Annotated in this window: 24 protein-coding genes; 9 read left to right on the forward strand and 15 right to left on the reverse strand. The window is 55.6% G+C overall.

Features of this window, described 5'->3' with window-relative positions; translation table 11 throughout:
- Positions 1–78: 78 nt before the first annotated feature.
- The 5 genes from chbR to osmE form a co-directional block, all read right to left on the reverse strand.
- Positions 79–900: a transcriptional regulator ChbR gene (gene chbR, locus C3708_RS07520; protein WP_095281703.1), complete on the reverse strand. Its 822-nt coding sequence runs from the start codon at positions 898–900 to the stop codon at positions 79–81.
- Between the two features lie 24 nt (positions 901–924).
- Positions 925–1,272, reverse strand: coding sequence for a PTS N,N'-diacetylchitobiose transporter subunit IIA (gene chbA, locus C3708_RS07525; protein WP_095281702.1), 348 nt, complete (start codon positions 1,270–1,272; stop codon positions 925–927).
- Positions 1,273–1,318: 46 nt separating this feature from the next.
- Positions 1,319–2,677, reverse strand: coding sequence for a PTS N,N'-diacetylchitobiose transporter subunit IIC (chbC, locus tag C3708_RS07530; protein ID WP_095281701.1), 1,359 nt, complete (start codon positions 2,675–2,677; stop codon positions 1,319–1,321).
- 81 nt (positions 2,678–2,758) lie between these two features.
- Complete coding sequence (chbB, locus tag C3708_RS07535; protein WP_095281700.1) at positions 2,759–3,079, reverse strand: PTS N,N'-diacetylchitobiose transporter subunit IIB; 321 nt, start codon at positions 3,077–3,079, stop codon at positions 2,759–2,761.
- Between the two features lie 263 nt (positions 3,080–3,342).
- Positions 3,343–3,684 (reverse strand): osmotically-inducible lipoprotein OsmE, encoded by a 342-nt coding sequence (gene osmE / locus C3708_RS07540; RefSeq protein WP_095281699.1) that lies wholly within the window; start codon positions 3,682–3,684, stop codon positions 3,343–3,345.
- Positions 3,685–3,915: 231 nt separating this feature from the next.
- Here osmE and nadE point away from each other — a divergent pair, with 231 nt between their 5' ends.
- Both nadE and cho read left to right on the forward strand, forming a co-directional pair.
- The gene (nadE, locus tag C3708_RS07545; RefSeq protein WP_095281698.1) at positions 3,916–4,743 is read left to right on the forward strand and encodes an ammonia-dependent NAD(+) synthetase; all 828 of its coding nucleotides are present in this window, start codon (positions 3,916–3,918) and stop codon (positions 4,741–4,743) included.
- A gap of 244 nt (positions 4,744–4,987) precedes the next feature.
- Positions 4,988–5,866: an excinuclease Cho gene (cho, locus tag C3708_RS07550; protein WP_103948551.1), complete on the forward strand. Its 879-nt coding sequence runs from the start codon at positions 4,988–4,990 to the stop codon at positions 5,864–5,866.
- On the opposite strand, the gene ves is transcribed toward cho, so the two are convergent.
- The 7 genes from ves to C3708_RS07585 form a co-directional block, all read right to left on the reverse strand.
- Entirely contained in the window at positions 5,844–6,401 is a 558-nt protein-coding gene (gene ves, locus C3708_RS07555) for an environmental stress-induced protein Ves (protein ID WP_103948552.1), read from the reverse strand. The two genes, cho and ves, sit on opposite strands and share 23 nt — an antisense overlap.
- 299 nt (positions 6,402–6,700) lie before the next feature.
- Positions 6,701–7,189 carry an ATP-independent periplasmic protein-refolding chaperone Spy gene (spy, locus tag C3708_RS07560; RefSeq protein WP_103948553.1) on the reverse strand — a complete coding sequence of 163 codons (489 nt, stop codon included), beginning with the start codon at positions 7,187–7,189 and terminating at the stop codon, positions 6,701–6,703.
- Between the two features lie 326 nt (positions 7,190–7,515).
- Complete coding sequence (gene astE / locus C3708_RS07565) at positions 7,516–8,481, reverse strand: succinylglutamate desuccinylase (protein WP_103948554.1); 966 nt, start codon at positions 8,479–8,481, stop codon at positions 7,516–7,518.
- Between the two features lie 9 nt (positions 8,482–8,490).
- A complete protein-coding gene (astB, locus tag C3708_RS07570) occupies positions 8,491–9,816 on the reverse strand; it encodes an N-succinylarginine dihydrolase (RefSeq protein WP_103948555.1) in 1,326 nt (441 codons plus the stop codon).
- Positions 9,803–11,290, reverse strand: coding sequence for a succinylglutamate-semialdehyde dehydrogenase (gene astD, locus C3708_RS07575; protein ID WP_103948556.1), 1,488 nt, complete (start codon positions 11,288–11,290; stop codon positions 9,803–9,805). Before astD ends, astB begins: the two co-directional genes overlap by 14 nt.
- Positions 11,287–12,321 (reverse strand): arginine N-succinyltransferase, encoded by a 1,035-nt coding sequence (gene astA, locus C3708_RS07580; protein WP_103948557.1) that lies wholly within the window; start codon positions 12,319–12,321, stop codon positions 11,287–11,289. The genes astD and astA overlap by 4 nt, the downstream gene beginning before the upstream one ends.
- Positions 12,318–13,538, reverse strand: coding sequence for an aspartate aminotransferase family protein (locus C3708_RS07585; protein ID WP_095281689.1), 1,221 nt, complete (start codon positions 13,536–13,538; stop codon positions 12,318–12,320). Before C3708_RS07585 ends, astA begins: the two co-directional genes overlap by 4 nt.
- A gap of 433 nt (positions 13,539–13,971) precedes the next feature.
- Here C3708_RS07585 and xthA point away from each other — a divergent pair, with 433 nt between their 5' ends.
- From xthA to C3708_RS07615, 6 genes are all read left to right on the forward strand, one after another.
- The gene (xthA, locus tag C3708_RS07590; RefSeq protein WP_095284245.1) at positions 13,972–14,778 is read left to right on the forward strand and encodes an exodeoxyribonuclease III; all 807 of its coding nucleotides are present in this window, start codon (positions 13,972–13,974) and stop codon (positions 14,776–14,778) included.
- Positions 14,779–14,784: 6 nt separating this feature from the next.
- The gene (locus C3708_RS07595) at positions 14,785–15,465 is read left to right on the forward strand and encodes a TVP38/TMEM64 family protein (protein ID WP_103948558.1); all 681 of its coding nucleotides are present in this window, start codon (positions 14,785–14,787) and stop codon (positions 15,463–15,465) included.
- 21 nt (positions 15,466–15,486) lie between these two features.
- Positions 15,487–16,650: an ABC transporter substrate-binding protein gene (locus C3708_RS07600; RefSeq protein ID WP_233210408.1), complete on the forward strand. Its 1,164-nt coding sequence runs from the start codon at positions 15,487–15,489 to the stop codon at positions 16,648–16,650.
- The gene (locus C3708_RS07605; RefSeq protein ID WP_103948560.1) at positions 16,623–18,158 is read left to right on the forward strand and encodes an ABC transporter permease subunit; all 1,536 of its coding nucleotides are present in this window, start codon (positions 16,623–16,625) and stop codon (positions 18,156–18,158) included. The genes C3708_RS07600 and C3708_RS07605 overlap by 28 nt, the downstream gene beginning before the upstream one ends.
- A complete protein-coding gene (locus tag C3708_RS07610) occupies positions 18,158–18,775 on the forward strand; it encodes an ATP-binding cassette domain-containing protein (RefSeq protein WP_103947568.1) in 618 nt (205 codons plus the stop codon). The genes C3708_RS07605 and C3708_RS07610 overlap by 1 nt, the downstream gene beginning before the upstream one ends.
- Before the next feature lie 77 nt (positions 18,776–18,852).
- Positions 18,853–20,154 carry a sulfurtransferase gene (locus C3708_RS07615; RefSeq protein WP_103948561.1) on the forward strand — a complete coding sequence of 434 codons (1,302 nt, stop codon included), beginning with the start codon at positions 18,853–18,855 and terminating at the stop codon, positions 20,152–20,154.
- Here C3708_RS07615 and C3708_RS07620 read toward each other — a convergent pair.
- A complete protein-coding gene (locus C3708_RS07620; RefSeq protein ID WP_103948562.1) occupies positions 20,151–20,768 on the reverse strand; it encodes a CDP-alcohol phosphatidyltransferase family protein in 618 nt (205 codons plus the stop codon). The genes C3708_RS07615 and C3708_RS07620 overlap by 4 nt on opposite strands.
- Positions 20,761–21,330 carry a carboxymuconolactone decarboxylase family protein gene (locus C3708_RS07625; protein ID WP_103948563.1) on the reverse strand — a complete coding sequence of 190 codons (570 nt, stop codon included), beginning with the start codon at positions 21,328–21,330 and terminating at the stop codon, positions 20,761–20,763. The genes C3708_RS07620 and C3708_RS07625 overlap by 8 nt, the downstream gene beginning before the upstream one ends.
- 75 nt (positions 21,331–21,405) lie before the next feature.
- Between C3708_RS07625 and C3708_RS07630 the strand changes: the two genes are divergently transcribed.
- Positions 21,406–21,822 carry a pyrimidine (deoxy)nucleoside triphosphate diphosphatase gene (locus tag C3708_RS07630; protein ID WP_103948564.1) on the forward strand — a complete coding sequence of 139 codons (417 nt, stop codon included), beginning with the start codon at positions 21,406–21,408 and terminating at the stop codon, positions 21,820–21,822.
- On the opposite strand, the gene C3708_RS07635 is transcribed toward C3708_RS07630, so the two are convergent.
- Positions 21,782–22,054 (reverse strand): YnjH family protein, encoded by a 273-nt coding sequence (locus C3708_RS07635; RefSeq protein ID WP_095281680.1) that lies wholly within the window; start codon positions 22,052–22,054, stop codon positions 21,782–21,784. The genes C3708_RS07630 and C3708_RS07635 overlap by 41 nt on opposite strands.
- Positions 22,055–22,258 lie beyond the last annotated feature (204 nt).

A 22,258-nucleotide genomic window follows, 5' to 3' on the forward strand; every position in this document is an offset into this window, starting at 1 on the left:
AGTATAGCGTGACGTTCCCGCTATTTTGGGCAAGCTTTTAAGTCAATATTCCTGGCGAATAAATTCGCCACGAGTGAATTAGTTATTCATTACCGTTAAATTCTTCCGATAGCTATTCGGCGTGAATGAGGTGAATTTTTTAAAGGTTTTAATAAACAAGCTCGGACTACTGTAACCCGACTCGTAGGCAATATCGGTGACCGAATAGTTGGTAATTTCCAGCTGTTTTTTGGCAAAATTAATACGAATACCGTTAATAATTTGCACCGGCGTTTTTTGATAATAGCGCTGGGTGGCGCGGGTAAGATATTCCTGCGATTTACCCGACAAGGCGATCATATTTTCCAGCGCACTGTCACCAAACTGACGTTTGTCGTGCATTAACTCAACGGTGGTCCGCAGCCATTGCGGGATATCATCGATCACCTGCTGCTCATCACGATGATGGCGCAGGCGGTTCATCACATAAAAGGTGACCGTTTCAATAAACTCATCAAACTCACTGTCACGGAAGTTAAGTGAGGCGATAACCGTTTCGATCCAGGTCATGAACCCATTTTTAATGCGATAGACCTGCGAGGCAACAAAACAGAATGGCACGAGCGGTAAGTAGTGTTTTTCGAAGAAACGTCTGCTCACGCCGACGTTCAGAATGCGCGTGGCACCAAATTCATAAAAGCTCTGGTGATACGAACCCATCGGCAGGAACACAAAGTCACCGCGCTCCAGCAGGACGCGTTTGCCGTTGATCTCCTGGTAATAGCGCCCGGTCAGCACAATGGTGAACTCGTAGTAATCATGCTGGTGCAGACCACTCACGCTTTCAGTTTTGTTGTAGATAACCACGTGAAAATTCTTGCCGTTAAACAATTGCTGCTCAAATGCGGTTTTAATTTCCATCGTGATTACCTCCTGGGGCCTGACTTACTGCATTTTCTCGTGAAGCTCGATGAGCTCAGCAACCAGCTCACGCGCCAGCATCGAGGTCATTAAATGGTCCTGGGCATGAACCAGCACCAGACTGACCTTCATTTTACCTTCACCCTGGTCGCTTTCGATAAGCTTAGTTTGTACCAGATGTGCTTCATTCAGTGCGGTGCGTGACTGATCCATCATACGTTTTGCAGCGGCAAAATCACCCTGCTTGGCTTGCTTAAGTGCAGCATATGCCAGGCTGCGTGCCTGTCCAGAATTGATGATAAGTCCCATCACCACTTCTTCCAGATCGTTCTCTACCGCTTCTTCTGCTGCAATGTTATCCAAATCAAACATCTTACGTCTCCTTTTACAGGCGCGGGTTGCCCCGCGCCAGACAATCTTAGAACTTCAGTGCATTCGCGATGTCTTCTTCGCTTTCCTGCTCATCAAGTACCGCCTGCGCCTTATTCGATACCGCCACGAATGGCAGGTAAACCAGCGTCGAGACGCCCAGGTTGAACAGGGCTACGCAGAGTGCTGCGATGCTACCGTTACTGTTGAAGAAGGCGCCAAGACCAGTAGGCATTGTCCACGGTGCCAGGTTGGTGACCGGCGGGATAATCCCCATCGAGTAAGCGGCCAGGGTAATGGCGGCCAGAATCGGCTGAACCAGTACGAACGGGATAAACATCACCGGGTTCATGATGATCGGCAGACCAAACAGAATCGGTTCGTTAATCTGGAAGATACCTGACGGCAGCGCCAGTTTTGCTACCTGACGGTGATCCGCGCGGCGTGAACCGATGAAGATAGCGATAATCAGACCCAGCGTAGCCCCGGAACCGCCCAGCAGGATGTAGGAATCCAGCATCGGTTTCGCCCAGAAGTGGAACTCTTTACCAGCGGCAATCGCTGCTTCAACAGAACCGTACTGGTTGTAGAGCGCGATGTTTTCCAGTGCCCACGGGGTCATGATGCCGTTATCCAGCGCGGTCAGCGCCAGTGAACCGTGCACGCCGAAGAACCACAGCAGGGAGTTAAAGATAACGTAAGCCCAGCCCACTACGCTGCCCATTGATGCCAGCGGCGTGGAGATTGAGTCCATAATGATCTGGTGGAAGTTGCTGCCGTGGTTGGCCAGCAGCCAGGAGATAATGCCGAAGATAGACAAAATCAGGAAGCCAGGAATCAACGCGGAGAAAGAGCGTGAAACGGAGGACGGCACGCTGTCCGGCAGAGTAATGACCCAGTTGCGACGAATCACAAAGGTAAACATTTCTGCCACGATCAGGCCAATCACCATCCCGGAGATAATGTTCTGACCACCGAGCCAGTTGGCACCGACTGCATAGGCTTCACCGACGCTGTAAGGGGTCACGGTCATAAAGGCCGCCACCGCTAAAAGACCGGCGGCCATCGGGTCAACTTTTCGTTCTTCAGCTAACGCGGAACCAATGAAAAAAGGTGCCATCAGCGACATAATGCCCAACGTACCGTTGTACACGTTGCCGCCGATGGCTTTAAAGCCATTCAGGGTTTCAATGGTGGAAGCGTCTAACCGAATGCCCATAGAATAGAAAAACGAGCCTTCGCCGAAACTTAAAAAGACGTTATTGATTAAAACAAACATCGCCCCTGCGAGAGTCAACGGCATTAATTTAATAAAGCCGTTTTTGATCGCATTAATATGCGGCTGCTTTCCTATTTTAACAGCAAAAGGAAGGAGGACCTTTTCAAGAGAGCTAATAACTTGACTCATAGAAATTACCCTTAAATGCCGCAATGAAAATATTGCGGCGTAAGTGTGTGAAATAACTCTTTGACGGGAAAAATTTAAATTTTAATTAGCGGCAGCTTTTTTAATTGATGCGACTGCAGCTTTAAGCACACCCAAACCATCAATTTTGCCGTACAGCGCAGAATCGATCACTTCAACAGGCTTGTTCGGTAATAAACGTTGGATCTCAGGCAGCATGTATGCGATTTGCGGCCCCAGCAGAATGACATCTGCGTTTTGGCCTTTCTCGCCTGCCAGCGTTTCAGGAAACGCTTCGATGATGACAGGAACTTCATACTTTTCGGCCTGCGCACGCATTTTGGAAACCAGTAGCGACGTTGACATGCCCGCAGAGCAGAACAGATAGATATGTTTCTTTTCCATAGCAACTTCCCTCTTGTATGACCCTCACCATCGCCCTTCAGCCCGCTAGTGAGTGTTACTCTTGTTTGTCATTGAATAGGAGTATACGGCATGGCACAGGGAGGGGATAATTCCGAAGGAGTCACAATTGTCTCTCCTTGACCTGTCGTTTTGACTGCCCTCACATTTTAGGCAAATAATTCGCGCAAAGAAATAAGATTATTACAGACACAAAAAAACCGGCTCATTGGCCGGTTTGTGATATTGCTCAGGCAAGCAGGTAATTACGCTTTAGGGGCCTGCGGGTCGGTGTCGTACTCAGCGCAGGTCTGGTAACCGGAGTTGATTACGTGTCCGGTATCATCCAGTGCAACAAAGTAGGTTTCCGCTTTACCATCCCGTTGACCCAGAATATAGGTCTGACAAGTACCACGTGCGTGGATCATCGTGACTTCAGAAGAAGGTTTACCCGCGACCTGCGCAACCTGCGCACGGCTCATGCCTTTCTTCACATCTTTTACGACCGGCTGTGTAAATTGATCGGATGTACGATCGTAAGCTGTACAGCCTGCCAGCATAGTCAATACCGCCGCTGCACTTAGAATTCCCGCTACATTCTTGTTCATATTCCGTCCTCTTGTTTATCAGCGTGTTATCTAAGCATGGAACAAAAATTCCTATTCATCAACTTTGACGACGAAGCGGTAGGTTTTTCGGAAAATTCTAATAAAACAACGATAACCTGCTAAATCGTCGCAATTTGCCGCACTCGAAACTGTGATCCTTGTCGTTTTACGCCCAAAGGGTTAGTTTTAACGAATACTCATTCTGCTTCGTTTTTGCTAATGGAGGGCGTAATGGCTCTGCAACAAGAGATTATTCAGGCGCTTGGCGTAACGCCATCAGTCGATGCCAATCATGAGATCCGCCGCAGCATCGATTTTTTGAAATCGTATCTGAAAACCAATTCGTTCCTTAAGTCTCTGGTGCTGGGGATCAGCGGCGGCCAGGACTCGACGCTGACCGGCAAACTGTGCCAGATGGCTATTTCAGAATTGCGTCAGGAAACCGGTGACGATGCGCTGCAGTTTATCGCCGTGCGCCTTCCTTATGGTGTGCAGGCCGACGAGCAAGATTGTCAGGATGCGATTGCGTTTATCCAGCCGGATCGTGTTCTCACTGTGAACATCAAAGGCGCAGTCTTAGCCAGCGAGCAGGCGTTGCGTGACGCCGGAATCGAGCTGAGCGATTTCGTTCGCGGTAATGAAAAAGCGCGCGAGCGCATGAAAGCCCAGTACAGCATCGCCGGAATGACCAAAGGCGTGGTGGTCGGCACCGATCATGCGGCAGAGGCCGTCACCGGTTTCTTCACCAAATACGGCGACGGCGGGACCGACATCAACCCGATTTTCCGCCTCAATAAACGCCAGGGTAAGCAACTGCTCGCCACGCTTGGCTGCCCGGAACACTTATATAAGAAAGCCCCAACCGCCGATCTCGAAGACGATCGCCCTTCTCTTCCGGATGAAGTTGCCCTGGGTGTGACATATGAAAACATCGACGATTATCTGGAAGGTAAAACGCTCGATGAGAAAATCGCTCGCACCATTGAAAGCTGGTATCTGAAAACCGAGCACAAGCGCCATACGCCGATTACAATTTTCGACGACTTCTGGAAACGGTAATTTCCGTACCTGTTGCCGGATGGCGCTGCGCTTATCCGGCCTACAAGGTAAATGTAAAACGGCAACGCAAGTTGCCGTTTTTAATGTTTGCGCCCTCTCCCGGTGGGAGAGGGTTGGGGTGAGGGCACCAGTCCGCACCGGTCAGCCAGGCTGGGTAAGGCGAAGCCGCCACCCGGAATTTGTCTCTTTTTTAACCGGCACCTCTCTGTTACACTGTATACCTGAACAGTATCAGGAGTCTTTTGTGAGCAGGCGTCAATCCGCCCCGCGTCTTGAATTTGAAGCGGCGGCTATCTACGAATATCCCGAACATCTTCGCCCCTGGCTCGAAGCACTGCCAAAGCAGCCTGGCGTCTATTTTTTTCATGGCGAAAGCGATGCAATGCCGCTCTATATCGGCAAAAGCGTCAATATCCGCAGCCGGGTGCTGTCGCACCTACGCACTCCTGACGAAGCCGCCATGCTGCGCCAGTCACAACGAATTACCTGGATACAAACCGCAGGTGAACTGGGCGCGTTACTGCTGGAGGCCAGGCTCATTAAAGAACAGCAACCGTTGTTCAATAAACGTCTGCGCCGCAATCGTCAGCTGTGTTCGCTGCAAATCACTGACGGCAAACCGCAGGTGGTGTATGCCCGCGACATTGATTTTTCTCACGCGCCAAATTTATACGGGCTGTTTGCTAACCGCCGCGCGGCGCTACAGGCTCTGCAAACCCTCGCCGACGCCGAGAAGCTGTGCTACGGATTATTAGGCCTGGAATCGATGACGCGCGGACGCGCCTGTTTTCGCTCAGCGTTAAAACGCTGTGCCGGCGCATGCTGTGGCAAAGAGAGCGTGGAAGATCATCAGGCGAGATTACAAGCCGGGCTGGCTGCGCTGCGCGTGACCTGCTGGCCGTGGGAAGGCGCAATTGCGCTGAAAGAAGGTAGCCAGGCGATGACGCATTACCACATCATTCACAACTGGCTGTGGCTGGGTGCCGTCAACACCTTAAAAGAGGCAACGGCCCTGCTGAAAACCCCCGCCGGATTTGATCACGACGGCTACAAAATTCTCTGTAAGCCGCTGCTCTGTGGCGAGTATGAAATTATTGAGCTTAATGCCCCGGCAGCCATGTAATTTCACTGAACAGCAACGTACCTTCGGATTCCAGTAAGCGCAGGGTGTGGGTTCCGTCCTGCCAGCTTGCGCCCTGGTCGGCAGTCAGGAGTTTGTCACCTAACTGCCATGCCCCGCTCAGAACAAACGCCACGCCGCCGCGCGAGGCAAAAGTCGTAAAGGTGCGATCGGCCACCCGCACTTTGGCCTGGCAGTAATCCCGCTTCGTCATGATATTAAAATCCATCGACATCTGCCCTTCGGTGAGTTTCGCTTTCACCGGATGATCGCCCGCAAAGCTGAACGGCTGGTGACGCTTCAGGGTATGGCAAAAGGTCTGGCCTGCATCGAGGGTCACTTCGCCGCCTTCAATCAGGGTAATGACCCGATCGACGCCTGGAAAGAGAGAGAATTCGCCGTTGCTGGCGATAGAGGCAATACTGGCACGCCAGTGAAAATCACGGGTCGCAGTGGGAAAGCAACAAATCTCGCGGGTTTCGCCCGCGCCGTTTCGCCAGAGGTTCACCGGCATCTTGCGGATATCAAAAAACTCCATCACCACTCCTGAAAGACGCAATCAGCGCCAGAGCGACGATACGTATAGCGTCGCTGTCTTGATTGTTATCGTTGGGTAATCACAGACGTATTATCGGCAGCGTTGCTTTGATGCCTTAGCGAAGAGAGAAAAAAAACGCTAACGCGCTGACTCTTCAGACAGTTCTTATTACCGACTACAGGAGCATACCGTGATGGCGGCGGGTGACAAGAGGGTATGAAAGAAAAAACCGCCGGACCTGTCCACAGCAATTGCGCTTATGTGAACAGGTGTCCGGCGGTCTTAATATGATGTGCTGTTTATTCAGCAGGCGGAGCCATTTTACCTTCTGGTGCCGGACGTTCTGTCAGACGCTTCTCAAAATTGGCATTAAATTGCTTTTTCTGTTCCGGGGTCAGAATGTTGTAGATCTTGTTCTGAGTCTCCATGCGGGCCAGCATTCCGGCTTTGTGCTGCTCGGTCATTTTGTCGATCTGCGCTTCAGCTTTTGCTTTATCGAAGCTGTCGCTGGCAATCAGGTCATGCATGGCGCGGCGTTCTTCCAGCGGTGGACGTTTCATCTGGTCACGCTGGCTTTTCATGATGTCGCGAACCTGCTGTTTTTGGGCATCGGTCAGGTTCAGATCTTTAAACATCATGTCGTGATGCATACCCGGCTTGCCCTTGTGATGCATCATCTTGCCTTCGGTCGGTGCAGCGGTGGTCGTCGCGGTATCCGCAGCGAACGCCATGCCGGTAGCGCCCAGAGCCAGGGTAGAAGCAACAAACAGTGCAGTTAATTTACGCATAATTGTTTTCCTTTCTTTCAGTTATTCTTCGGCGCTATGCCGTGTTGACGAGATTAACTTTACGGGGTTTATCGTCAATTAGTCAGAGCAACAGTAAAACAATGAAAGTGTAAAAAACAATTTATCGCCAAATGTGGAGAAATTAAGGATAAAACATGGAGAGTTGAAACGGAAATATTCAATATAATGATTTTAAAGAGATTTTGAAGAAGTATAGCGAAGTGCAGATTAATAATAAAGCAGTTAACCAGGAATAATCTGTAAATTTTATGTGACCAGCGTAATAGATAATTTCCCTCCCGCGAAACAGAGAGGAAAATTACACTTCAGGTTATTTTTTCGAGCATCAATCCGGCCCGTAAGCCGAACGCTACCGACGGATTAGGGAATAACACATACTCCGTGGTTTTCTGCACCTCGTAACGATCCTCTCCGTCTTCAGCCAGCAAAATCCCATGTCGGAACGGCGTGAAGTTCAGAGTGTGCGCCGCCATATGCAACCGGAACGCCTCGCTGCGACGGGTGATCTGCTGCACCACCCGATAGCGCTCAACGGGTTCCGTATGTGCTTCAGGCTCGATGCCAGAAAGCAACGCCCGCAGCGCCAGATGCGTCGGCGCAAAACGCGTCAAATCGTTGTGACCAAACGGTAACGCTTTGCCTAGCTCCAGCGTGCAGGCCAGTGCGCCGAAATGCTCGCAGGTAAAGTGGGTAAAGGTGCCGCCCGGTGACTGATGGAACACCAGCGCCTCCAGCCCCGCATCGCCCAACCATTGGAGGAAGCTTTCATCCCACGGCTGCTCGCGCTGCGGCAGAACGCCAAAGCGAACATGATACGAGGCGCGAATTGCCGTATGCAGATCAAGATGCCAGCGATCCTCTCCGGCTGCTGCATAGAAATCGCTCACCGCCTTTTCCAGCACGAGCACACGTTCAGTTTCTTCGCACGGCGCAAACTGCGCGGCACGCCCACCAAACATCCGGTTGATGTCGCTGTTCAGATAGCGCTTGTTGTTCGCCAGTGCCACAGGATTCCCAAGTACCACCAGCACGCGGCAGCGCAAAGGAATATCCCCGCGAAACAGCGCACGAAGCAGCAAATCGACAATCTCGACCGGCGCGGTTTCATTCCCGTGTACGCCCGCCGAAAGCACCAGAGAACGCGAGCCCTCCTCGAAAGGCGTCAGTTCGAGCAGCCCGCGTCCCCACCATTGCCAGCGAAATGTCGCACCTTCACCCTCTGTTTCAACAGGTGTTTCGTCCGCCAGGGTCAGCGCCAGTAAATTCTCCATACCCTCTCCTTAGCGCTGGAACGGATAAACCGATCCCAGTTGCAGGATCGTCGTCAGAGCGTCCAGCGCTTCACGACCTTCGCGCAAAAGCTGCGGGTCAACCAGATCGGCCTGCGTCAGCTGGTCGCGATAATAACGATCCACCCAGTTATTCAGCGTGTTAAACAACGTGTCATTCATCATTACCGCCGGATTCACCGCCTGCATTTCGGCTTGCGTCAGCACCACGCGCAGACGCAAACAGGCCGGTCCACCGCCGTTAGCCATACTTTCCCGCAGATCGAACACCTTCAGTTCGCTGATTGGGTTATCTGCTTTCACCAGTTCGCTCAAGTATCGCCACACGCCCTGATGATTTTCCGACTCCTGCGGCAGCACCAGCATCATGCTGCCGTCGTCACGGCTCAAAAGCTGGCTATTAAAGAGGTAGGTTTCGACCGCATCCTGCACGCTGACGGCGTGCGTTGGCACCTGAATCGGCGTAAATCCCGGCACGCGATCAGCCAGGTTCGCCAGCAATTTATCCTGCTGAGCAAACGCCTGTTCGTGACAGAACAGCACCTGGCGGTTCGACACGGCGATCACGTCGTTGTGGAACACGCCCTGATCGATAACATTTGGATTCTGCTGAGCAAAAACTACCTGCCCCGGATTAACCTGATTAAGCCGCGCCACCGCCTGGCTCGCCGCCAGGGTCTGACGCGCCGGGTAACGCACAGGCGCGTTGTGCCCGCTCTCGTCGCGTCCGTAGACAAACAGCTGTGTCGCCGGGTCGCCGTAGTGGCCACCCAGACGGTTATGGTTCGCTGCCCCTTCATCGCCAAACATCGCGACCTGAGGAAGTGCCTCGTGAACGCTAAACCGTTCTGCGTTGTTGAAAATCGCACGCAGCACGCGCTCTGTGGTTACCGCCTCAGTCGCACGATGGAATTTGTTATTCAGGTTCGCGACGGTGAGATGCACTTTGCCATCCAGCGTATCCGCCGAAGGGGCAACGGTGGCCGCATTAGCGACCCACATGGACGAAGCCGAACTCGCCGCCGACAGCAGGTGCGGCACCTGGGTTCCGGCTTTTTCTACCACCTGTTCGTCGCTACCGCTAAACCCGAGCTGGCGCAAAACCTCAACGTTCGGGCGCTCCTGCGGCGGGATCACCGCCTGCGGGAAACCGGCATCCGCCAGGGCTTTCATCTTTTGCAGGCCCTGCTTCGCCGCCAGTTTCGGATTGGAAATCTGGAAGCGGTGCTTCGTTGAGGCCTCATTGCCAAACGACAGCCCGGCATAGTGGTGAGTCAGCCCCACCAGCCCGTCAAAGTTGACCTCATGCGCTTTCATGACGATCCCCTTGCGTAAAATCGAGCCCCGGATTGAGACTTTCCGGCAGGGTCAATGCAGGCGTTTCGAGGCTCGCCATCGGCCACGCGCAGTAATCCGCCGCATACCAGGCGCTGGCACGATGGTTACCCGAGGCACCCACGCCACCGAACGGCGCGGTACTTGCCGCACCGGTCAGCGGTTTGTTCCAGTTCACAATCCCGGCGCGCGCTTCAATCAGCAGCGTGTCGAACTTCTCACGGTCCGGGGAGATCAGCCCGCTCGACAGGCCGTAGCGGGTGTTGTTCGCCATCGCAATGGCTTGATCGAAATCATCGTAACGCCAGACGCAGAGCAGTGGCCCGAAAGTCTCTTCATCCGGGACATTGCTCGCCCCGCTCATCTCCACAATCCCCGGCGTCAACAGCGACGTCCCCGATTGGACAAGCTTCGGCTCCAGCAGGCTTTTCCCGCCGCGCGCCACGTGTTCATGCCAGGCCTTAACCACGTTGTTCGCCGCCTGTTCAGAAATCAGTCCGCCGATAAACGGCTGCGGATCGGCGTCCCATGCGTCGGGAACCAGACGCGCACTCACTTCCACTAACCGCGCCAGGAACGCATCGCCCTGTGCTCCGCGCTTGACCAGCAGACGGCGCGCGCAGGTGCAGCGCTGTCCGGCGGTGACAAACGCCGACTGGATGGTCAGATGCACGGCGGCGTCGATATCGTCCACGTCGTCGACAATCAGCGGGTTGTTGCCGCCCATCTCCAGCGCCAAAATTTTCTCCGGCTGCCCCGCCAGCTGGCGATGCAGCTGATAACCCGTGCCTGCGCTACCGGTAAACAGCAGTCCGTCGATATCACTCAATGCGCTCAGCGCCTGACCGGTTTCGCGTCCACCCTGCACCAGGTTCAGCACGCCCGGCGGCAGACCGGCCTGCTCCCACAGTTTGACTACCGCCTCGCCGCTCCACGGCGTCAGCTCGCTCGGTTTGAAAATCACGGTATTGCCCGCCAGCAGCGCAGGCACAATGTGGCCGTTCGGCAGATGGCCAGGGAAGTTATATGGGCCAAACACCGCCAGCACGCCATGCGGGCGGTGACGCAAGGTCGCCGCGCCGTCGGCCATATCCGTGCGCTGCTCGCCGGTGCGGGTGTGGTAGGCCTTCACCGAAATGGCGATTTTGTTGATCATCGCCGTGATTTCGGTCGCCGCTTCCCAGCGCGGTTTACCGGTTTCGCGGGCGATTATGCTGGTCAGCTCGACTTTGTTGGCTTCCAGCAACGTCGCAAATTTCTCAACCACCGCCTGACGCAGGCTAAACGGCTGTTTCGCCCATGCCGGGAATGCGGCACGCGCCGCTTTACACGCCTGTTCCACCTGCGCGGCGCTGGCATCGGTTCCGGCCCACAGCGCTTCTTTACCTACCGGATTGGTTTTCTCGCGGCGTTCGCCTTCGCCCGTCACCCAGTCGCCATTAATCCATAAACTCATGCTGTTTTCTCCTCGGGGCAGAGTCGCACCAGGCGAACCGTGTCGCCTGCGCTACATTTCAGGGCATCCAGCTGGGCTGCGGTCAGCACCAGACGTTCACATTTTGGATTCGCGCGGATCAGCATGGCGCGAAAATGGTCGTATTGTTCATTCGCCACCAGACAGGCCGGCCATTCACCTGGCGCTGGCTGCCCTTCGGCGACCGTCACCAGGCGGCTTTTGCGGATCGCACGCACGCGATCGATATCGCACTCCAGCGTCGGGCCGCCATCAAAAATATCGACGTAATTACGGTAGCGGAAACCCTCTTTCTCCAGCACCGCACGCGCCGGGGCGGTTTGCGGGTGAACTTCGCCAATCACCGCCTGCGCTTCGGGGCTGAGGAAATCGGTATAAATTGGATGTTTCGGCATCAGCTCGGCGATAAACGCTTTCTGCCCGGTGCCGCACAGGTAGTCCGCACGAGCAAACTCCATCGAGAAGAAGCGCTCGCCGAGGCTTTCCCAGAATGGGGAGTAGCCTTTCTCGTCGATCACGCCGCGCATCTCTGCCACCACTTTTTCGTTAAAGCGATCGCGGAAGGCGGCCATAAACATGAAGCGCGATTTGGAGAGCAAATAGCCATTGCCCTCTTTGCGCCATTCAGGATCGAGGAACAGTGTGCAAAGCTCGCTGCTGCCGGTGTGATCGTTGCTGAGAGAGAGCGTCGGCAGCGCATTGTAGATGTTCAGCTCCTTCGAGGCGTGAACCAGCGTGCCGACCCGGTAGTTGTACCAGGGTTCGTTGAGGCCGACCGCCACTTCGATGGCGCAAATTCCGGCCACGGTTCCTGTGTCAGTATCTTCCAGAACAAAGACGTATCCCTGTTCGCTTTTCGGCACCGTCCCAAGCCATGTGTTAATGGCGCGCTCAATACGCGCCGACAGCGTTTTTTCGTCGGCAGGAAGCGAGGTCAGCCCGCCTCCCGTCTTACCGGCAAGCTGCATGAGCCCGGCAAGATCGCCGCGCTCAACGGGACGGATGACCATCATGATGACACCCCGGATTTCACCTGTTCACAGGCCAGCGCAAAGCGGTCTAATCCGGTGGTGACTTCTTCTTCACTGACCACCAACGCGGGGGCAAATCGCACCACGTTGGCGCCCGCGATGAGCACCATCACACCCGCTTTTGCTGCTTCCTGTGAAATAAGTTTAGCTTTTCCGGCAAATTCAGCCGTCAGTTCGCAGCCAATTAACAGCCCCAGACCACGAATTTCTTTGAACATGCCGACCTTGCTGTTGATCGCATTCAGGCGCTCAACAAACCAGTCGTGACGCTGCTTCACGCCGTTCAACACTTCTGGCGTATTGATGATATCCAGCACCTGCCCGGCGACCGCGGAGGCCAGTGGGTTACCGCCGTAAGTGGTGCCGTGGGTGCCGACAACCATCACGCTGGCGCATTTGTTGGTGGTCAGCATTGCGCCAATCGGGAAGCCGCCGCCCAACGCTTTTGCCGTCGACAGCACGTCAGGCGTGACGCCGTAGTGCATGTAGGCATACAGCTCGCCGGTGCGACCCACGCCGGTCTGGACTTCATCAAAGATCAGCAGCGCGTTGTGCTGATCGCACAGCTCGCGCAGACCTTGCAGGAAGGCTTTCTCCGCCGGGACCACACCGCCCTCGCCCTGCATCGGCTCGACGATCACCGCACAGGTATTGTCGTTAATCAGCTCTTTGGCGGATTGCAGATCGTTAAACACCGCGTGACGAATATCCGGCGGTAACGGCGCGAAATCCTGCGAATAGGCCGGTTGTCCACCGGCGCTGACGGTAAACAGCGTGCGTCCGTGGAAGGCATTTTTGAAGGCCACAATTCCGCTTTTCTGCGCGCCGAAGTGGTCGTGAGCGTATTTACGCGCCAGCTTCAGGGCCGCTTCGTTGGCCTCCGCGCCAGAGTTACAGAAGAAGATTTTTTCGGCAAAGGTGGCGTCGATCAGCTTTTTCGCCAGCCGCAGCGCAGGCTCGTTGGTGTAGCCGTTTCCGGTGTGCCAGAACTTCGCCGCCTGATCGTTCAGCGCCTGGCGCAGCGCCGGGTGTGCGTGTCCCAGCGCGTTCACCGCAATCCCGCCCGCAAAGTCGATATACTCTTTGCCTGCTTGATCCCACAGGCGTGAGCCCTCCCCGCGTACCGGAATAAAAGCCGCCGGAGCGTAAACCGGCATCATCCATTCATCAAAATTTTCACGCGTAATTGACAGAGACATAGCGACCTCATCCGGTAAATAATAAGTTGTTTAAATGTTAAATAATTGAGTGTTTGCACTGTGAATGTAGATTGCAGAGTTCGTGCCAGCCAGCGATAAAAATGCATAAACGGGATGAGGTGACAGAATATCAACATGTTAGGACATGGAGTTATTCACTGTTAGTGCATAATAAGTGAATATTTTTACCACAAGCGGCGGTTGGCGGGACGAAAACAAGAAATATTATGCACAGGCAAAATATAATTCTGGAATTGTGATCGCTGGCGAAATTTATCGACCGTTTACGCCCTGTTTGAGGGCAAGGCGCGTCGAAATGGTGCAAAAATTGCACCAATGGGACGATCTGTTGCAGTTATTGGCCGAACCCGATAACAGGCGGCGCAAATTCTGCTACCATCCATGCACTATTCACCTTGCATTGGCAGCGACTATGAAATTTGTCTCTTTTAATATCAACGGCCTGCGCGCCCGCCCTCACCAACTGGAAGCGATTGTCGAACAACATCAACCAGACGTGATCGGCCTGCAGGAGACAAAAGTTCACGACGATATGTTCCCCCTCGAAGATGTTGCGAAGCTGGGTTACAACGTCTTTTATCACGGGCAGAAAGGCCATTACGGCGTCGCGCTGTTAACGAAAGAGACGCCGGTCTCCGTGCGTCGCGGCTTCCCAGGCGATGACGACGACTCACAGCGTCGCATTATCATGGCGGAAATCCCTTCACCTATTGGCAATATTACGGTGATCAACGGTTATTTCCCGCAGGGGGAGAGCCGCGACCACCCGACCAAATTCCCGGCGAAAGCCAAGTTCTACCAGGATCTGCAAGATTATCTGAACACCGAGTTGAACAAAGACAATCCGGTGCTGATTATGGGCGACGTGAATATCAGCCCAACGGATCTGGATATCGGCATCGGGGAAGACAGCCGCAAACGCTGGCTGCGCACCGGTAAATGCTCCTTCTTGCCGGAAGAGCGCGAGTGGATGGACAGACTGAAGGGTTGGGGTCTGGTGGATACCTTCCGCAGCGCAAACCCGGATACACAGGATCGTTTCTCGTGGTTTGATTACCGTTCCAAAGGTTTTGACGACAACCGTGGCCTGCGCATCGACCTGCTGCTGGCAAGCCAACCGCTGGCTGAGCGCTGCATCGAAACCGGAATCGATTACGACATTCGCAGCATGGAAAAGCCGTCCGATCACGCGCCGGTTTGGGCGAAATTCAAACTGTAATTACCGGTGAAAACGCAAAAAATCCTCTTCCTGTGCGCCCTGTTGGGCGCATTTGCTTTGCTTATCGCGCTCCTGCCACCGGGCTTTCTCTCTCTCGAATCACTCCGATCGCACCGGCTGATGCTGGTTGATTACGTCCATCGCGCCCCGGTGCAAAGTGCGATGCTCTATTTTGCGCTTTATGTGGGGGTCTCTGCGTTTTCGATTCCCGGTGCGGCGCTGTTGACGCTGCTGGGCGGAGCGCTGTTCAGCTTCTGGGAAGGGATGGTACTGGTGTCGTTCGCTTCCACGCTGGGAGCAACGCTGGCGATGCTTGCCAGCCGCTATGTGCTGCGCGAATGGGTACAACGCCGCTTCGTTAAACCGATGCGGACGGTGAACGAAGGCGTGGCGCGCGACGGCGCATTTTATCTGTTTGCCCTGCGCCTGATGCCGGTGTTCCCGTTCTTTTTGGTTAATCTGCTTTCAGGATTAACGTCTATTGGCGTAGCGCGCTACTGGTGGGTTAGCCAGCTGGCGATGCTGCCTGCGACGGTGATTTTCCTCAACGCCGGGCGCGAACTGGGGGAGTTGACGTCCCTGCGCGATATTCTGTCGCCGGGAATGCTTATCGCCTTTACACTATTAGGGCTATTGCCGCTGGTCACCCGCTGGCTCTTCACTCGTTTTTCCCCTTCATCTCATTAACAGGGAGGCATTATGCGCCGTGTGCGTTCTTGCATGTTTCTGACCGGGCTGCTGCTGGCAACCCCGGCCCTCGCCGCCAGTGACTGGCAAACTATTCAACAGCAAGCCAAAGGTCAGACGGTCTGGTTCAACGCCTGGGGCGGTGACCCTGCGGTGAATCGTTATATCGACTGGGTGAGCGAGGAGATGAAAACTCACTACGCGATTAACCTGAAAATTGTGCATCTGGCTGACGCCGCCGATGCGGTGAAACGTATCCAGACCGAATTTCAGGCCGGACGCACGACCAAAGGTTCAGTCGATTTGCTGTGGGTCAATGGCGAGAACTTCCGCACGTTAAAAGAGGCGAATCTGCTGCAAACGGGCTGGGCGCAAATGCTGCCAAACTGGCAGTATGTCGATACCACCAAACCGGTAACCGAAGATTTTGCCATCGCCACTGACGGCGCAGAATCCCCGTGGGGCGCGGCGCAGCTGACCTTTATTGCCCGCAAATCTACGCTCTCAGCGTCACTGCGCGATCCTGCTACCCTGCTCGACTACGCAAAACAACATCCAGGCAAAGTGACTTATCCGCGCCCGCCTGATTTTACCGGCACTGCGTTTCTGGAACAGCTCCTGCTGAACCTGACAACAACGCCGGATGCGCTGAAAACTGCGCCCGACCCGCACACCTTTAACGCCGTCACCGCCCCGCTGTGGCGTTATCTGGATCAGCTTCACCCGCAACTCTTGCGCGAAGGCAAAGATTTCCCGCCGTCACCCGCGCGCATGGACGCCCTGCTCGCCAGCGGCAATCTGAATCTCTCCCTGACCTTTAATCCGGCGCACGCACAGCAAAAAGTCGCCAGCGGTGAACTGCCTGCTGACACTTTCAGCTTCGGCTTTGCCGACGGAACGATTGGGAATGTGCATTTCGTGGCGATCCCGGCCAACAGCAGCGTCAGCGCGGGGGCCAAAGTGGTTGCCAATTTCCTGCTCTCACCCGATGCGCAAATTCGCAAAGCTGACCCAAAAATCTGGGGAGATCCGAGCGTGCTGGACCCGCAAAAATTGCCTGCTGAACAGGCCAGCGCACTGCGCCAGTTTATTCCGGCGGGCTTACCGACCATGCAGCCTGAGCCGCACGCGGCCTGGGTGAACGCTCTGGAGCAGGAATGGTTGCGTCGCTACGGCACCCGCTAGGCTGGCTGGTGTGGCTGGCGATAGTGGCGATTTACGCGCCGCTGTTCCCCGCCACCGTGATGCTGTTGGAACCGGCGTTATCCATCGCCGGATGGCAATCCCTGTTTAGCGATCCGCAACTGCCCCAGGCGCTGCTCGCCACCCTGGTCTCCACGGCAATCGCCACCGTCGGTTCGCTGTTTATCGCCCTCTGCATTGTGGCGGCGCTGTGGCCCGGAAAGCGCTGGCAGCAGATGAACGCCCGTTTGCCGTGGCTGTTGGCCGTCCCGCACGTCGCGTTCGCCACCAGCGTGCTGCTGCTGTTCGCAGAAGGCGGCGCGTTTTATCAGCTTTGCAGCGCCTGTTCGCCTCTGTTGGATCGCTACGGAATCGGCCTCGGCCTGACGCTTGCGGTCAAAGAGAGCGCCTTTGTGCTGTGGGCGATCTACGCCGTGCTGCCGGAAAAGACGCTGGCGCAGAAAATGGTGGTGCTGCAAACCCTCGGCTATTCGCGCCTTCAGGGGTTGCTGTGGCTGGTGTTGCCGACAATTGCTCCGGCGCTGGGTGCAGTGATGCTGGCAGTCATCGCCTGGTCGTTGTCGGTGGTGGATGTCGCGATAATTCTCGGACCGGGCAACCCGCCGACGCTGGCGGTGCTGGCCTGGCAGTGGCTCAGCCAGGGCGATGCGGATCAGCACATCAAGGGGACATTGCTGTGTCTGGTTTTATTTCTCCTGTTGGGTGCGTTTGCCGCCGTTGGCGTCGCTCTGTGGAAACGGTGGCGACGCGCGATCCCTTCGGTGTCTGGTCAACGCCACGAAGCCGGGCCGCCGATCGTGGGAACGGCGCTGGGCTGGCTGCTGCCCCTGAGCGGGCTGATATGCGCCGTGGTGCTGCTCGTGCTGGCAAAACAGAGTGATTTTGACGTTGCACCGTTTAGCGCCAGCCTCTCTTTTGCCCTGTTTTCCGCCCTGATTGCGCTGGGCACAGTTTTGCTGTGGCTCGAGTGGGGGCCATCGCGCGGCACACTCTGCTTATGGTTGCCGCTGGCATTGCCCGCCCTGCCGCTGGTGTCCGGGCAGTACAGTCTGGCATTGTCTCTTGGCTTTGACGGGAGCTATGCTGCGGTGCTGTGGGGACATCTGCTGTGGGTGCTGCCGTGGACGCTTCTGGTGTTACAACCCGCCTGGCGCAGGCTCGATCCTCGACTTATTTTGATCGCCAAAACCCTCGGAATGCATCGAGGTAAAATATTCTGGCGCATCAAATGTCCGCTGCTGGTGCGCCCTATTCTGATCGCTTTTGCCACCGGGTTTTCGGTGAGCATGGCGCAATACATGCCGACGCTGTGGCTCGGGGCCGGGCGTTTCGCCACGCTCACCACGGAAGCCGTGGCGCTTAGCAGCGGTGGCAGTAGCGCCATACTTGCGGGACGCGCGCTGTGGTTGCTGGCCCTGACTGCGGCAGCATTTGCCCTCGCGGCAGGATTATCCCGCCTCGCAGGACTCTATCGACAAGGGCTACGCTGATGTTGACCGTCAAAAATCTTACTCTTAGACCGCTTCTGCGCGAGGTGAATTTCAGCGTTGAACGCGGCGAAATCCTCACCCTGATGGGGCCTTCGGGCAGCGGAAAATCGAGTCTGTTTGCGTGGATGGTCGGCGCACTGTCCACCGATTTTCACGCGCAGGGCGAGCTGTGGCTCGACGATGAGCGTCTGGATGCGCGCCCGGTCGAAAAACGGGGGATTGGGATTTTGTTCCAGGACGCGCTGCTGTTCGATCACTTTAGCGTCGGACAAAATCTGATGCTGGCGCTCCCGGCGCACGTTCGAACGGCGCGGCGTGAGCAGGTTGAACAGGCTCTGGCAAGTGCAGGTATGGAGGGGTTTTATGCCAGCGATCCGGCGACGCTGTCGGGCGGTGAGCGCGCTCGCATAAGTCTGCTCCGCGCCCTGCTGGCGCAACCGCAGGCGCTGCTGCTGGACGAACCCTTTAGTCGCCTGGATAAGAAACTGCGGGAAACATTCAGAACCTGGGTGTTCGGACAAGTTCACGCACTCAATATCCCGGTGGTACTGGTGACGCACGATGAAGACGATATTCCGGCGGATGGCCGGGTAATTCAGCTCGCCGGGTGGCAATAAACCCTGTGCTAACGCAAGGAATTCTGTTTAGGGGAAGACGAAAATGACGCACCTTTTATTTCACGTCAGGTTCTTCGATGAAACGTGTTTCTCAACTGACCGCGCTGGCGCTTTGTCTTGCCAGTTTCTCCACTTTCGCCGCTGATATGGCCTCTTCTGTGACGCTGGCCCAGCTGCAACAGCAGCATGGCGCGGTGATCGACACCCGTGCCAGCGCCTTCTATAACGGCTGGCCGCAGACGCTGTCCGGCACCTCCGGGCATGAACCCGCCGCCCTGAATCTGTCAGCCAACTGGCTGAAAATCATGAGCGATGAGCAGCTCGCCGACTGGGCCAAACAACATAATCTCGCGCCGGCTTCCGCCATCGGCCTGTACGGCAGCGATGCGGATAACCAGGCGGTGAAAGCACGCCTCGCCAAAGCCGGGTATCAGCACGTTTCCACCCTGGGCGATGCGCTGCAAAATGCCGATCGCCTGCAGCGCCTGCCACATTTCGAACAGCTGGTGTATCCCGAGTGGCTGCATCAGTTGATGCAGGGCAAAAAAGTCGCTGCCGCTCCTGCAGGCGATTATAAAATTATCGAAGCTGCCTGGGGGGCACCAAAATTCTATCTGCTGAACCACATCCCGGGCGCAGGCTATATCGATACCAACGACGTGGAAAGCGAGCCGCTGTGGAATAAAGTTTCTGACGACAAACTGAAAGCGCTGCTGGCAAAACAAGGTATTCGCCACGACACCACCGTGATTCTGTATGGTCGCGACGTGTATGCCGCGGCGCGTGTGGCGCAGATTATGCTCTACGCGGGAGTGAAAGATGTGCGTCTTCTGGATGGCGGCTGGAAAACCTGGTCCGACGCCGGTCTGCCGGTCGAGCGCGGAATGCCAGCGAAAGTGACACCAGCCAATGATTTCGGCGCACCGATTCCAGGCCAGCCGCAGCTGATGGTGGATATGGAACAGGCGCGCGGGATGCTGCATCGCAAAGACGCGTCGCTGGTGAGCATTCGTTCATGGCCGGAATTCACCGGCGAAACCAGCGGCTACAGCTACATCAAGCCAAAAGGTGAAATTGCGGGCGCACGCTGGGGCCATGCGGGCAGCGATGCCACCCATATGGAAGATTTCCACAACCCGGACGGCACCATGCGCAGCGCCGATGATATCGCCGCGATGTGGAAAGAATGGAATATCCTGCCCGATCAGCACGTCGCCTTCTACTGCGGCACTGGCTGGCGCGCGTCAGAAACCTTCATGTACGCGCGTGCGATGGGCTGGAAAAACGTCTCAGTCTATGACGGGGGCTGGTACGAATGGAGCAGCCACCCGAGTAACCCGATCACCACCGGTCCGTTGACGCCGGAAAGCACCCTTTAAGGTTTGATCGCTTTCAGGGTCTGATACCCGCTCCAGATGCGCGTTGTGGTGGTGAGCCAGCACAACGCGCCAAAGATCCAGGCGAACAGCGTAAAGTGCGCCGGAAACAGGCAGCACAGCACGAACAACGCGATGGTCTCCGTCCCCTCCGTTAATCCCCCGATGTAATAAAACGACTTATGCGCATAGCCTGGGTTATCAATATCGTGCTTTGCAGCCAGCGCTGCAAAGGCCAGAAAACTGCTGCCGGTGCCGATAAACGCAAACAGCAGCCAGGCGGCGGCCAGCGCATTTTCCAGCGGCGCGGCGAGCGCAAAACCAAACGGCACCAGGGCATAAAACAGAAAATCGAGTGCGATATCGAGAAATCCGCCCGCGTCCGATAATCCGCGACGCCTGGCCAGTGCGCCGTCCAGCCCGTCGAATAAGCGATTCAGTATAATGGCGACCAGCGCGGCGACATACCAGCCCAACGCCAGAAAAGGCAGGGCCAGTACGCCGATAGCAAAACCCGCCAGCGTCATGCCGTCGGCGCTGATGTACGGCTTATCAATCAGCGCCACCAGGCGGTTGAGCGCAGGTTTAAGGCGAGGATGAAGATGACGATCAAACATGCGGTTTTCCTTTGGATGCGTCGCAAAGGCCCTGCGATGGGATCTCCAGCGCGGCGTTAAAACGCGCCGAGAGATTCTGAAAAGCAATCAAGGCCGTCATTTCGGTGATGTGTTCATCGCTGTAATAGCGCTTCAATTCGGTTTTGATTGCATCTGTGACCTGCGGCGGCGTGGCGGTCACTGCTTCGGCGTAATCCAACGCGGCACGATCCTCCGGGCTGAACAGCGCAGACTCTCGCCAGTCGCTCACCGCCTGAACCTTATCCAGCGCGCCGCAGCGTTCGGCCAGACGCAGGCTGTTTGCGTCAATACAAAACGCGCAGTGACAGAGCTGCGAAATGCGGGTCATCAGCAGCGCACGCAACTTAGGTTCCAGTCGTGCATTTTTGCGTTCCAGGAAACCGACAAACAGCGCCACCAGCCAGAAAAGACGCGGCATTCTTCCCCACCAGCGGGTGGGATTGAGCACCACACCGAAGTGTTTTTTCTGCACTGCTGCAATGGGCTTTAGGCTAGCGGGGATGGATTTTACGGGCTGGACCCAGGCGGATGTTTCTTTCACCGAACACTCCTGATGGCTGGACTCTTTGCAAGTCGACGATAATATGTCGTTTTTAAACTGCAATTATTGACGACCATGCTGAAAACTCTCGATGTTGTTGCCGCCATCCTTGAAAAAGAAGGCAAAATTCTTCTCGCCCAGCGTCCTGCACAAGCGGATCAACCTGGAATGTGGGAGTTCGCTGGCGGTAAAGTGGAAGCCAATGAAACGCAGCCTGAAGCGCTGACCCGCGAGCTGCGCGAAGAGTTAGGGATAGAAGCGCAGCCGACGCAGTACGTCGCCAGCCATCAGCGGGAAGTCTCCGGGCGGCTGATTCATCTGCACGCCTGGTACGTCCCGACCTTCAGCGGCGAGCCGACCGCGCACTATCACAGCAATCTGGTGTGGTGTACGCCGCAGGAGGCGTTCGCGTATGATCTCGCGCCCGCCGATATTCCGCTGCTGGAAGCCTTTATCCTTTTACGCGCCGCCAGACCAGCGGATTCGTGCTGATGGTTTTCTCATCGCGCTGACACTGAAGCAGCACGCCGTCGGCTTTCACCACTGCCCCTTCCGAATAGTTCTGATCCTGATAGATGCAGCACTGATTGCAGGGCTGCGCGCGCTGACCACTGGAGCTGAAGACTTCAGGCGGTACGTTAACTTCGACGTCCGGGCGAATGCGGTCGGCCTGAGCCCCTGCGGATAAAAGAGCAAACAGCGCGGTAATCACGTAACGATTCATAGACGTCTCTTCCTGTTGTGTCCTGATAATGACTATAACGGCTCTTCAGCGTTGAACCTTTAATTTCTCGCGTCATCGTTTTTAGTTATGACGCAGGGCCGCTGATTAATTTCACTTTCATGACCAATTTTCCCTTGCCTCGCAAAGCGGAACGGGTGGTATAGTCGAAAACGACCACAAATCACCCACACAACACACAAAATT

It is taken from the genome of Lelliottia sp. 7254-16 (assembly GCF_002922995.1).
Lineage (GTDB): Bacteria > Pseudomonadota > Gammaproteobacteria > Enterobacterales > Enterobacteriaceae > Enterobacter > Enterobacter jeotgali.